At 59.6% G+C, this 12,998-nt stretch carries 10 protein-coding genes; 4 read left to right on the top strand and 6 right to left on the bottom strand.

The window, feature by feature from the left end; all coding sequences use genetic code 11:
• Positions 1-414: 414 nt before the first annotated feature.
• Positions 415-2,217: a hypothetical protein gene (locus tag AC2FIR_RS20505; protein ID WP_496716781.1), complete on the top strand. Its 1,803-nt coding sequence runs from the start codon at positions 415-417 to the stop codon at positions 2,215-2,217.
• 22 nt (positions 2,218-2,239) lie between these two features.
• Here the strand turns inward: AC2FIR_RS20505 and AC2FIR_RS20500 are convergent, their stop codons facing one another.
• Entirely contained in the window at positions 2,240-3,262 is a 1,023-nt protein-coding gene (locus AC2FIR_RS20500) for a ParB/RepB/Spo0J family partition protein (protein ID WP_496716780.1), read from the bottom strand.
• Between the two features lie 77 nt (positions 3,263-3,339).
• Positions 3,340-4,767, bottom strand: coding sequence for an AAA family ATPase (locus tag AC2FIR_RS20495; protein WP_496716779.1), 1,428 nt, complete (start codon positions 4,765-4,767; stop codon positions 3,340-3,342).
• A gap of 387 nt (positions 4,768-5,154) precedes the next feature.
• On the opposite strand from AC2FIR_RS20495, the gene AC2FIR_RS20490 reads away from it, so the two are divergent.
• Positions 5,155-6,162 (top strand): replication initiator protein A, encoded by a 1,008-nt coding sequence (locus AC2FIR_RS20490; protein WP_170682253.1) that lies wholly within the window; start codon positions 5,155-5,157, stop codon positions 6,160-6,162.
• 84 nt (positions 6,163-6,246) lie between these two features.
• Here the strand turns inward: AC2FIR_RS20490 and AC2FIR_RS20485 are convergent, their stop codons facing one another.
• From AC2FIR_RS20485 to AC2FIR_RS20470, 4 genes are all read right to left on the bottom strand, one after another.
• Positions 6,247-6,450, bottom strand: coding sequence for a hypothetical protein (locus AC2FIR_RS20485; RefSeq protein ID WP_170616960.1), 204 nt, complete (start codon positions 6,448-6,450; stop codon positions 6,247-6,249).
• Between the two features lie 395 nt (positions 6,451-6,845).
• A complete protein-coding gene (locus AC2FIR_RS20480; protein WP_170816111.1) occupies positions 6,846-8,216 on the bottom strand; it encodes a nucleotide sugar dehydrogenase in 1,371 nt (456 codons plus the stop codon).
• Positions 8,217-8,438: 222 nt separating this feature from the next.
• Positions 8,439-9,614: a glycosyltransferase family 4 protein gene (locus tag AC2FIR_RS20475; RefSeq protein ID WP_496716778.1), complete on the bottom strand. Its 1,176-nt coding sequence runs from the start codon at positions 9,612-9,614 to the stop codon at positions 8,439-8,441.
• Positions 9,615-9,681: 67 nt separating this feature from the next.
• Positions 9,682-10,770: an NAD-dependent epimerase/dehydratase family protein gene (locus tag AC2FIR_RS20470; RefSeq protein ID WP_496716777.1), complete on the bottom strand. Its 1,089-nt coding sequence runs from the start codon at positions 10,768-10,770 to the stop codon at positions 9,682-9,684.
• A gap of 156 nt (positions 10,771-10,926) precedes the next feature.
• Between AC2FIR_RS20470 and AC2FIR_RS20465 the strand changes: the two genes are divergently transcribed.
• Both AC2FIR_RS20465 and AC2FIR_RS20460 read left to right on the top strand, forming a co-directional pair.
• Positions 10,927-11,979 carry a Gfo/Idh/MocA family protein gene (locus AC2FIR_RS20465; protein ID WP_170682249.1) on the top strand — a complete coding sequence of 351 codons (1,053 nt, stop codon included), beginning with the start codon at positions 10,927-10,929 and terminating at the stop codon, positions 11,977-11,979.
• A 97-nt stretch (positions 11,980-12,076) separates the two neighbouring features.
• Complete coding sequence (locus tag AC2FIR_RS20460; RefSeq protein ID WP_170682248.1) at positions 12,077-12,997, top strand: glycosyltransferase; 921 nt, start codon at positions 12,077-12,079, stop codon at positions 12,995-12,997.
• Position 12,998: the final 1 nt, after the last annotated feature.

The following is a 12,998-nucleotide window of genomic DNA, read 5'->3' as shown; positions in this document are numbered from 1 at the left end:
CTCTGAGGTGTAGGCCCCCTGCTGGCCTCAATGTTCCATTGCGGGTTTGCAAACAACCTAAACGGAGGCATCCATGGAGTTAAGTTGTCGACGGATATATCTGTGATAGTTCCCCGTAAACTCATGATTTTTAAACCCCAATCGCATTAGCGCGCAATATACTCACTTTATGCGTGTTACTTTTCCAACTCCGGAGATTTGCTATTATATCTGATAAGTATCTCTTATCATGCTTATTTTACCTGTAGGGAAATAGGTCAGATTTTACATTCACCACGCCTGATCACGTTGATCAAAGCAGCAGAGGAAACATCGCAGGCTTCATGCTGCGTAAGGGGCTTACGAACCAGACCTTCTCAACCGCATGTCCCGGCAATAGGCTACACAAGGATTGAACGGGTTCGGAGTGTTTCAGTGTTAAAGAATTTCAATCTGACCTTGGTGCAGGCTCTGGCGATAAGTGCCGCCATCTTTTGCGTCGCAACCCTTCCGGGGTTGCTGCTGGATGGATACAACCCCGATGACTGGCGACAGGTTCACGGGGCACCTGCTGGCGGCATGCCCCTCAACTGGACAACCGAAGAAGGCAGATGGGCGATGGAGGCGCTTTATGTCTTCATAATGGGCGAGCGGTTCCTGACGCCCATTCAGGCGCCCCTTTCCTTTGCCTGCCTGTTCTGGATTTCCTGGACACTGGCCCGCACGGCAACCGACGAACGGCAGACGCCGCTTGCCGCAACTGCAATATTCAGCCTCAGCATCTGCCACATCTACATGATCGATGCGCTGAACTTCTCATCCCATGTCTTCGCGTTTCCCCTGTCACTGGCCCTCTCTCTGCAAGCCTACCGGATGTTCTGGAACCTTGCCGAACGACCAATCGGTCTGGCGTGGTTTGCCCGTGCCCTTCTCGCCATACAAATGCTGGCCCTGTCCTGCGCGATCTATCAGCCCTTCGCCCCATTCGGTGCCCTGTTCATCGCACTTCAGATCATGCGGTACGACACATCTTCCCTAAAAACCGTTTCGCGCGCGGTCCTCGTGGCCCTGATCGGATCTGTTTTCGCCATCCTCGTCTATCTGCTGGAGTGGCGGATCGCCGTCGGCCTGAGTTCCCATGCCGGAGAAGTCACCCGGTTTAGCCAGCCAGGCTCGGACCAGGTTATACAAAAGCTGGCAGCTCTGCCGACATTCTGGAAAAGGCTGCACTCAGGCGGGCTGCAACACACACCCTGGGTGTTCCGACTGATTTACGCCACCACCCTCGCAGTGGCACTGCTGGCGTCCGGGTGGGCGGTGCTCCGCACCTTGCGGACGGCTGGCCTGATTTCGGCGGTGCGGGTGGCCTTTGGCGCTTTTGCCGGGCTGTTTATCTTGCCGGTGATCGCATGGTTTGCTTATGCCACCCTATGGATGCCGGGGCGTGTCGTGGCTTATCTGCCATTTGCCGTCTTCGCGGTTCTGATCACAGCAGGCCAGATATGCGGCTGGTGGCAACGCGGTTCTTTCACTGGACGCATGGTACAGGGCGGTGCGGTCGCCTTGGCGGGATTATCCATTGCCCTGAGCATTACGGTTTGGTCGGACCAGGTGGAAACCGGACGCCGGGATACGGAAACAGCGCACGCGATCTTTGCGCAGGTCTCGGAAACTCCGGGGTTTGACGGCGACAATTTTCGCATCTCCGGTGGGCTCGACTATCCGGAACTCAGCTGGGGCGGCCTGCTGGGGTGGACGGTCTTTCATCGCAACAACCCTGTGCCCGGTATTTTCACCGAGCTTTATGACCGCCCGATGGAACCGACATTTGTTGCCGCCAGCCCGATCCCCTGCCCCGCATTTCCGGAACAGGGCGCGGTCTTTCACGACGGTCATATGGTCCATGTCTGCCTTGAGCCGTCAACCGGGCTGCAGCAGCAGACCGGGTGCATTGATCTTGGCAACGATGAAGCCCTGTGCCGAACCGACGACATGCTTGTCTGGCAACGCCCCGCCTGTGAGGTTCTGCCCCTTGCCGGTGCCCCGACGCGCTTTCGGCTAAAGGATGCGGACGGCCGGGAAAAGCTGACCATCTTCACGCTCGAAGATCCGGGCGTTCCGATCGACGGTCGGTGCCACTATGCGCAACGTCTTGGCAGGTTCGACTACCAGTCCGTCATCGTCGAACGTTTCAAGGGAACGGATTGGGACGCGGACGAGGCCCGCGCCATCCCCTGACCCCTGTTTCGCGCGCGAAACATCAGTTGTCGCGCGCGTGCAGCCAGCTTCGCAAGTCTGCAAGGAATGTCTCGGTCATCCCCCGCCCCGACAGGGTGATCTGCGCCCCGTTTCGACTCTGCTTCAACTGAATGTCTCCAATTGTCTCTTTGGGCGGTGCATCAGACTCTGATACAGCTGATTTCGAACGATCCGAACCGTAACCGTTCACAGCCCGTGTCAGAGCCGACAGTTCCGCGTCGCATGTTTCGGCCCGGGTATGATCCAGCTTTCCGGCAAGCTGGCGCGCGGCCTTCGGATCATCCTTCAGGACCTTCGCAATCGACAACCCCAACCGCTCGGGGATGGCCGAGGCAAAGCGCAGATGTTCATCCAGCGCGTGATAGATCGCAATGAACGAGCCGATCTTCGACCGCTTGGCGCGGCTGGCGGATGCGAACAGCCCGCGCAAAGCAGCGGCCTCATCCGGGTAAACCCCCTGCTCCGCCGCGCGCGCCACGATCCGGGCACGTTCATAATAGCTCAGCCCGACCCGGATCTCGTTTTCCTCGACCATGGCCACATAGGCGTCCGAGGCGCTCTGAGGCTGTCTGAGGAACGCCCGCACGGTTTCAAACCGCGCCTCGCCCGTCTCCTGCGCCAGCGCCCGCAACGCGGTCATCCGACGCCAGCCGGAAATCAGGCCATACCGCCCGCCCTCCAGCTCGACAACCTCGATCGGGGTTTGCTGTCCGCGGGCCTTCAGGCTTTCCTTCAAGGCCTCCATATCCGCATCATCGGCGGCCAGGCGGTCGCGTACCAGATAGGTTTCCTCGACAGTATCCAGCGGCAGGTCCTGCACCAGACGCCCTTCGGCGCGGGCCGCACGCAATTCCCCGGACAGCTCTTCCAGCGCGGCCTGTGCCGCCGTGGCACCTGCCACCTGCGCAACAGGGGGCGCGGATCGTGGTGCCTCAGGGGCAAACATGGATTGCGCCTCGATGGCCGGGCGGGTGTCGTCCAGATAATCCGACCGGGCAGGGGTCAGTCGCTTTCGTTTTGCCATCACATTCTCCTTTTCCTGCGCGGATCAGACTCTGCACCGGGCACCGCTGATCGTGTTTCGCGCGCGAAACATCCCGCTTAACGCGTCAGTTCCGGCGTTTCTGCCGCTTCGGTCTGCCCAGCCAGCTCCTCGCCCCGCCAGACGCCGATCAGCAGCTTCTTGAACGAGGCATAGGTGGCGTCAAAGGTTTCGCGCCCGCGCACATAGGTCTCACGGTTGAAATCGCGGTAATCGGCCTCGTAGATGCCGTTGACCTGTTCCCCGGCTTGCCCGATCAGCGCCGTGTAGCCTTGCCAGTGCGGTGACAGAGTGCGGCCCAGATAGGCCTGCATCAGCCCGGCCAGCTCTGCCTGCTGGCTGCCGTCATAGCGGGTGATGACCGTGCGCACCGCATCCCACTGAAAGGCCATCTCGGGCCGTCCCAGCGCGCGGGCGGCCATATTCTCCCCCTCTTCAATCGACTGGAATGTGGAATGCAGCATGTCGAAGAACCGGCCGGTGGAATCGAATTCCAGGAACGATGCACCCATGGGCACCAGCAGAATATCCGAGGCCGCCAGCCCGTTGATCGTCAGATAGCCCAGGGCAGGGGGGGTATCGATGAAGACGATGTCATACTCATCCAGCACACCATCCTCTTCCAGCGTTTCTGTCAGCGCATCCCACAGCTTCCAGCTGCGGCCCTGCATGCGCCAGACCGGGATCTGGAATTCGGCCCAGTAAAGGTTCAGCTGTGCGCCGATCAGATCAATGTTGGGCCAGTGGGTTTTCTGGATCAGATCGCCGCCGCGCAGTTTCAACGCATCCGACAGCGTGTCGTCGATCGGATGCGGGGCCTCGCCCCGGTCAAGCCGTCCCTGATTGTCCCGCCGCAGATGGGTGGCATAGTGGCGCGCCAGCAGGGGGAACACCGTCTGCCATTCATCGGTCACCTTGCCGCCGAAGATCGAGGTCATCGACCCCTGGCTGTCCAGATCGATGACCAGCACCCTGTAGCCATCCAGAGCGGCGGACATGGCCAGATGGGCACAGGTCGAGGTCTTGCCGACACCGCCCTTGAAATTTGCCACCGAAACGATCTTTGCCGGCAGTCCCTTGGGGCGATAGGGGCGATATTCCTTGGCCTTGGAACCTTCCGAGGCGAAATGCGTCCGCAGGCGCAGCACCTCGTCCAATGTGAACCATTTCGCGCCGCCTTCGGTTTCGGATCGCCCCTGAGGCAAATCCGGGTTGGCCTTCAGAACCCGGCGGAAATGAGCAGGGGCAACGGGGATCAGATACTTGGTGATTTCCCAGGTCGAAAACAGCCGCAGTTTTTTGTGCCCGCCTTCTTCCAGACCCCGACTGGCCAGGTCCGCACGCCCTCGGGCGCACGCATCGGCAATGGCTGAGAAATCATGGGTTCCGGTCGGGTTCCCAAGTTCTTCATAAGCCAGGTCCGGGTCGATATTGAAATACGGGGGAAGCCCCTCGGATGTGCCTGCTCGCATTGAAATTCTGCCCATGTGCTATGTTTTCCCCAATATACCACAAAAGACAGCATGCGAAAGCATTATGAGTACAAGACTGGATTTTCTAAGCAAAAATAAGGGGTAATTGCTGGTTGAGACGGTGCTTTGAAGCGCGATGCAAAAAATTGTTCAGTTAGAATCTTGTTATTTTATTAGTTACGGTGTTCGACCATCGTTCTTAAACATAAGAAAAAAAAAGGTTTTTCGTGTTCTTTGATACACCAAGTGAATCTGATCCCACGAAAGGGTGACTCTGAACCCACGTTGCAGTGACTCTGAACCCACGATCCGGCGGCTTTACGCCTCCTGTGGATAACTTTACGGTAAGCGTCAATAAAACCACGAACGAAGATTCGGGCAGGAACATATGGGCAGGGCAGTATGAGCGGGTCAGGGGCGTTGTTGCCTGACCGGCATCCAACGGGTGATTTTTTTGTATGCGATATCTTCGATGCGCTGCCCAAGACCGATATGGGGTCGATGGAGCATCCGATGTTTTCGCTCTCGACCCGACCGGATCGGCGGATCCTGAATTACGAACATAACGGGGTCGAGATCACGGTAACGCCTTCGGTGCGGGGTCTGGCGACGATCCATGACAAGGACATCCTGATCTTTTGCATCAGCCAGCTGATGGCGGCGATCAATGCCGGCCGGACCGTCAGCCAGGTGTTGCATCTGAAGGCGCATGATCTGCTGGTGGCCACCAACCGCGAGACCAGCGGCGACGGCTACAAGCGCCTGCGCGAGGCGTTCGAGCGGCTGGCAGGAACCCGGATCACCACCAACATCGTCACCGGCGAGAAAGAGACCACCACAGGCTTTGGCCTGATCGAAAGCTGGGAGATCGTCCGCCTTACCCGGGCGGGCCGGATGGTCAGCGTCAGCGTGAAACTGTCCGACTGGCTGTTCCGCGCGGTGTTGGCAAAATCGGTGCTGACGCTCAGCCGCGATTACTTCCGCCTGCGCAAACCGCTGGAGCGGCGGATCTACGAGTTGGCGCGCAAGCATTGCGGGCGTCAGCCCGAATGGCGGATATCGGTCGAGGTGCTGCTGAAGAAGTCGGGTTCGGCCTCACCCCGGCGGGTGTTCCGCAAGATGATCCGGGACATGATCGCCGCCGATCATCTGCCCGATTACGAGATGACCGAAGAGCCCGGAGACCTGATCCGCTTCTCGCGCCGGGGTCAGGTTGTCGAAGGGCCGGACAAACCGGTTCTGCCATCTGGGGCGCTGGAGGAGGCCAGGGCGATGGCACCGGGCCGCGATGTCTATGCGCTGGAGGCAGACTGGCTGGCCTATTGGGCCGCGTCGGGGCGTCCGCAGATCAGAAATCCGCAGCGGGCCTTTCTGGGATATGTGGCCAAGCGGGTCGCGGGGCGGGACTAAGGCGCGCGGAATTACGGGCGCCTTGCCATGCATTTGCAACAGCAATGAAAGATGTCCCGGCGGTTTCCCGGGTGTCACAGGTGCTCAGCCCGAATAGGCGTGATCCTGTTCCCGCGTCTGCGGCTTGAAAGACCTGATGGCGAAGATCACGAGGCCAGCCGCAAGAATGAACACCCAGCCTGACAGCATATAGATCCCCAGCACCATCAGGACGGACATACCGGAGTACAAAGCAATTCCACTGGCACCCAGGCCGACAAGGACAGCTATTCCGAGAATTCCCATCATGTTATCCGGTCCTCCGGCATTGGTTTTGGCCGCGTCAGTTTCCAAAGTGGCCGTAGTTGTGCCACCGGGTGAGTGCCCGGTATGATTCCGCGCCGGAATCATGGCAAAACTGTGAACCACCTTGGGTTAAAATTTGGTTATTTTACCTGACGGGGCTTTGCCCCAACTACTCGTTCGACACTGCCTGTTTGCAGACATTGGAATGTTGGGTGCACTATTTCGCAAAAATTTTATGGCGGCAATCCGTGGTCGCCCAAACCCTCAAAACGTGCAAAGCTCCGCCGATTGGCGCGATTTCATGGGTCCGAAACACGCCGAAACGGGTGTATTGGGGCCTAATTCTCTGTCCGCCCGCCTTTTTTGCGATCCCGGTTTCCGGGACATGGCCGGGCTGATCACATCTTTACCAGACGCCCGTCCGCCACCCGGATTCCCTGTTTTTCGAAAACATTGCGGGTGTCGAACACCAATGCCGCCTCGCGTGCGACCAGATCGTAATCCGGCGCGCTGTGATCGGTGATGACGGCCACGGCGGCATAGCGTTTCAGGGTTTCAGCCGTCAGCGGCTGCGAGGTCCGCCCGGCCAGCTGCGGGTATTCGCCGCCTTCCGGCAGGCAGGGGAAATACGGATCGTGATAATCGACCCCGGCCCCCAGCTTTTCCAACTCGTCCAGCAGCACCAGTGCCGGGCTGCGGCGGGTATCCTCGACATCGCGCTTATAGGCGATGCCCATCAGCAGGATGCGCTGCCCGGTCAGGGGCTGCCCGGTTTCGGCCAGCGCAGACCCGTTGCGCGCGGTCAGTTCCGCGGCCATCCGAGCCGCCAGCATCTCGGGCACCGCGTCATTGCTGGTGCGGGCCAGATTGATAAGCGGCGTATCAGATCCTGCATCCGCGGCGCGCCAGGCCAGATAGGCCGGAGACACCGGGATGCAGGCCCCACCAATGCCGGGGCCGGGATAGAAGGGCATGAAGCCGAACGGTTTGGTGGCCGCGGCCTCAATCACCTCCCAGACATCCACGTCCATCGCTTCAAGCGCGGTCTTCAACTCGTTGACCAGCGCGATATTGACGGTGCGAAAACTGTTTTCGACCAGCTTCACCGCCTCGGCGGTGGCGGCTGAACTGACCGGCACCGCGCTGGTGACGATGGCGCGGTAGAAATCCTCGACCAGTTGCCGCGACAGCGGATCGTCGGCACCGACCACCTTGGGAATGCTGTGCGTGTCGAACTTGTCATTGCCCGGGTCTTCCCGCTCGGGCGAGAAAGCCAGGAAGAAATCGGACCCTGCCCGCAGACCGCCCGCCTCGAGGATGGGTTGAACCAGCGTGGTCGTGGCGCCGGGCCAGACGCTGCTTTCCAGCACCACCATCTGACCGGGGCGCAGATGCTGCGCGATGGTCTGCGCGGCCGCCACGACAAAGCGCATGTCCGGATCCTGTGCATCGGTCAGCGGGGTCGGCACGCAGACCAGCACGATATCGGCCCCGGTCAACGCAGCGGCATCCTGCGTTGCGCGGAAGCGCCCGCTGTTCACCGCCTGCGCGATCCGGTCCTGTGCCAGATACGAGATGACCTGATCACCCTGATTGATCCGCGCAACCCGGTCAGGGTTGAGGTCGACGCCGGTGGTGTCGAACCCTTCGTCATAGGCGGTCAGCGCCAGCGGCAGGCCGACATAGCCCAGTCCCACCACGGCAACCCGCGCGTCGCGCGCCGCAATACGTTGTCTGAGGGACTGATGATGTGAGGTTTCGCAGTTCATAATCTATCCTGGTCGTGCAAAGTCAGACTGAAATCAATTCGCGGCAAAGCCTCCGGGAATTCCGGCCCTTTCCACGGATAGGGCGGAACGAGAGCGAATCCAATAGATTTGTCAGTCCGGTTCAAGAGTGCGGCACTGCGTTTCCAAAGCAGGCCTAATTTTCAGCCATGGAGGGAATTGTTGAGGTTTTCCGGGGAAAGTGAATCGGGACGATATTTTTTATTATTTCGGGCGCCGGGCGCGCCGGAAAGACTCTTCCGCCAATTCAGCGCCTTTGTCCCAGCTGAAGTTCGCGGCCTGTGCCAGCGCCTTTTGTGACAAGTCGTCTTGAAGGCCGGGTTCGGTCAGCAGCCGGATGGCCTGATCCGTCAGGGCCTGGCTGGACAGGGGGTCGAAATACAGCCCGCCATCGCCCACCACCTCGGGCAGGCTGCCGCGATCCGAGGACAGAACCGGGGTGCCGCAGGACATCGCCTCAAGCGCGGGCAGGCCGAACCCTTCCCACAGCGAAGGGAACACCAGCGCATCGGCGGTATTGAGCAGGGCGGCCAGATCCGGGTCGTCGATTTCACCGGTGAATACGATGCTTTCGGACCGGGCCGCATCGGCCGCGGCGCTGGCTTTCAGGTCTTCGATGTTGTCCCAGAACCGCGCGCCGGTCGTGCGCCCGACGATGGCCAGACGCGTTTCCGGAACCTGCGCCAGAATCCGAGGCATGGCCTCAATCAGGCGCAGCACATTCTTGTGCCGGTTGAAGCCGCCCAGATAGACCAGCAAGGGTGCGTCGGACGGGATGCCATAGGCCTGCCGGGCCTTTGTTAGAGCCGATTTTTCCTGAGATGGTCGAAAAACGGGTTCGGCCCCTTCCGTTATGATATCGATCCGGTCACGGGGAATGCGCAGGATCTGCGTCAGATCATCTGCCGAGGCATCCGATATCGTCATCACCCGCGTTGCCTGCATCTTGGCCAGCCAGCATTTCGCCTGCCACAGCCTGAAATTCAGACGTTTGGGAAAGATCAGATCGGGAAAGCGTTCGGGGATCGTGTCGTGATAGCACACCACGGTGGGGCGCCGGGCGGGCAGGGGGAAATAGGAATAAACCGCGGGATAGAAGAACACGTCGCAGTCGATACGCCGGGCCGCCCGGGCCATTGTCAGCAGATCGGCACCGCCCCGGGCCGAGGTCCCGGAGGAGGCTTCTGACATTGGCCTGTCCGATCCAGCGATCCGGATATCGACACCTTCGGGCACAGGCCGCGTAGGCTCCTGATCGAACAGCAGCGTATAGCAGAATCCTGTTTGCCGGGCGGCTAGTGCTGGGATCAGATTGCGGGTGAAACGTCCAAAGCCACGTTCATTTTCCCAGGAGCTGGCGTCTACACCGATATGCAGCATGCTTTTGCCTTGATAGCGGCCTTGAAATTCGGGCCATGCGGTTGCGTTTCAAATAATGGGCATGGCGTCAGCCAAACCGGTTTTGCAAATAGTCTGCTGTTGCTGCCAGGCCTTTTTCAAGCGGGTAGTCGGGCTGGTAACCCAACCGCGCCTGTGCATGTGCAATGCCGCAACTGCCTTTGGCGGCAAAAAGTTCCAGCAGATGCCGGTCGGGATAGGCTGCGCCATCGCCGGACGCCATACGCCTTTTGATGGCGCGCACCAGTGCTTCGAACCGGTCCCGCCCCAGCAGTGTACGGCCAAGCGCTCCGATCCGGGCCGCAGCCGAAAGGGTCTCGGGACCCGTATCATGATCGGGCTCAGGCCCTAATCGGTCCGAAAGGGTCTGATAAGGCTCATATCGCAGCTCACCTTTGCCGATGATCCGGGAATAGCCCGACAAAAGGTCGGACCATGCAATCGGTTCAAGCCCCGAGATGACAAAGCGTTCCTGACCCAGATCCTCCAGAACCGCCGCCCGGAGAATGGCCTGCACCACATCATCGACGAACACACCGTTACACAGGCCCTCGGGCTGCGGCAGGATCTGTGTTCCGGTAGCAAGATTTTCCGTCAGCTGATCGGTCCACAAGGCGCTGCCGGGCCCATAAATCAAAGTGGGTTGAAGGATGGCTGCCGGGACGGGGCCGGCCATCAGCTGTTTCTCCATCTCTATCTTGGCCTGACGGTATGGGCTGCCGCCTGGGCGTTGTACCGGGCTGGTTTCATCCAGATCCTCGTTGGGCCAGACATCGTAAACCACGATGGAACTGATATGGATGATCCTTCCGATGCCAGCGTCCTGTGCCGCGCGGAATAATGCGGCAAAATCCGAAAGGTTTTTCTCAGAAGTGGCCCGTACATCATAGGCCAGATGCATCAGTATGTCGTGGCCGCGTAGGGTCTCTGCTATCGCCACCCTATCACTAAGAGCTGCAGTGACAACAGTGACGCCCTTTTCCTCAAGGTCTTTCGCGCCATGACGGCTGCGCAACAGGGTCGTTACCCGCGCTCCGTTTTTCAGAAGGGCCGGAACCAGCCGCGCCCCAAGAAACCCTGTCGCGCCTGTGACAAAGACTGCCTGCCCCTGCAATTTTTCCGAGCCTGTGAAGTTCACTGTTGCCAATCCTTCTTCAATTCAAATCTAGGCATGAAATCGTTGCGCCTCAGGAGCCTAGCGCAGGGTGGTTGCGCATGCTACTCCGCTAACAGATGATCTGCTGTTATAGATGTCCGGGGTGTAACACCCCAAGGTTTTTGAGTGAGGAGCTTTATGAGGATCGGTGTGATCGGCGCAGCCGGCAAGATTGGGCAGATGCGCGTGCAGACCATTATCGACAATCCCGACACCACGCTTGCCGCCGTTATGGATACGGATATGTCCCGGGCCGAAGCTGTGGCCAGTGGTGCGCCGGCCTTTACCGACGCGGACAGGTTTTTTGATGTCGGTATGGATGCGGTCATTATTTCGACCCCGGCGCATGTGCGCGAACCTTTGTGCCTGATCGCGTTCGAGCGAGGGTTGCATGTGCTGGCGGAAAAGCCGCTGGCCACCACGGCCGAGGCCAGCAGCAGGATCGTTTTAGCAGCCCGGGCGGCGGGCATGGCCCTGGGCGGTGGGTTCAACATGCGGTATTATCCGGCCTTCTCATATGTGAAGGATGTCATCGGATCGGGCCAGATCGGAGAGGTCGATCATGTGCGCATCTATGGCGGGCATGAGGGTCTGACGAAATTCGTGCATGACTGGGAATACAAGTCCGAGATTTCTGGCGGTGGCGCGCTGTGGGATGTGGGGATTCACATGACCGACATGGCCCGCCATATGCTGGGTGAAATCACCAGCGTTTACGGCGTTGCCACCGAAAAGGTCTGGAACGAGCCGGGTTCCGAAGACAATGCGATGGCCATTTTCAAAAGTCCCGAAGGTATTCCGGCGATCTATCAGGCGACCTGGACTGACTGGAAGGGCTACAAAAGCCAGGTCGAAGTCTATGGCAGCAAAGGCATGGTGCGTGGCGTTTATGCGCCGATGGAAACATTGCTGATCACCATGGATCGTCCGGGTGGCAAGCCCACCCGCCAGCACCGCCGCTATCCCGGGATCATGCTGCGGGAAAAGCTGAAATCCTGGAAAACCACGGCACTGCTGTCTTTTGCCGATGAGTTGCAGGAATTTGCCGGGCTTTGTGCGGGCCAGACCGGTTTGCGCATTTCCGACGGCCATGCCGCCCTGCGGGCGATCGAGGTTGCTGATGCGGTGCGCGAAAGCAGTGCAACCGGCCAGCCGGTCAGGCTTGATGCGTTGGGGGACATGGCCGCATGACATCTGATTGGTTTCCAGATGGCGATTGGAATCCCGGCCGGGCCTTGTCAGTATCTGCCTTTAAGAGGCAGGGTTTTTCCAGTTGCAGGAGCCTGCGGTGACAGATCATCCAACGCTTTCCATTGTCGTGACGATTGTCGATGGCGGCTCTTACCTGCGCGACTTTTTGCTTTCTGTTGCCGCATTTGAAAACCCACCGCCGCTGGAAATCATTGTGCCTTATGATGCGAGCGTCTCAGAGGCCGCCGATTACGCAGCAGAGTTTCCGGATGTGAATTTTCTGGACCTTGGGGGCATCACGCCTGCCCGTCCGATCACGTCCGAGGCAGGTCAGCACGAGCTGTTTGACCGCAGACGCGCGGCCGGGCTGGCTGCTGCCACCGGTGACGTGATCGCAATTCTCGAAGACCGCGGGCATCCGCGCCCTGACTGGGCCCGCACGGTCATGCGCCTGCATGCGCAAACCGGCCAGAATGTCATTGGCGGCGCCATAGACTGCAAGGAACCGGTTTCGCTGCTGAATTGGGCGTTCTATGTGACTGATTTCGGTCGCTACGGCCTGCCGTTCGACAGCGGTCCGGCAGAATGGGTTTCGGATGTGAACGTGACCTACAGCCGGAAGGCATTGGAGGCGACTCGCCATCTGTGGAACGAGCGGTTTCGCGAGCCGGTCGTCCATTGGTTCCTGATCGAACAGGGCGAAGAGCTGCTTTTGTCCAATGAGCTGATTGTTGATCATGTCCGTGCTCCGGCCCAGCTGGGCCAGCTGGTGCCCGAGCGGTTCCATTGGGGGCGTCTGTTCGGTCATATCCGGGCGATGCATATGAGCGGCGCGAAGCGGCTGGCCTATACCCTTTCCAGCCCACTGATACCGCCGGTTCTGTGGGTGCGCCATGGCCTGACACAGGCAGGCAAAGGGCGGCTTCTGCGATACCTGACAGCGCTGCCGTATATCATCATCCTGACCATAACCTGGACCTGCGGCGAGGTCTGGGGCTACATCACGCGCAGGCCCTGAG

The sequence above is a fragment of the Ruegeria sp. CDSB136 genome (genome assembly GCF_059610965.1).
Note: the sequence above shows the minus strand (reverse complement) of the source record. Positions and strands in the feature narration are given on the sequence as shown.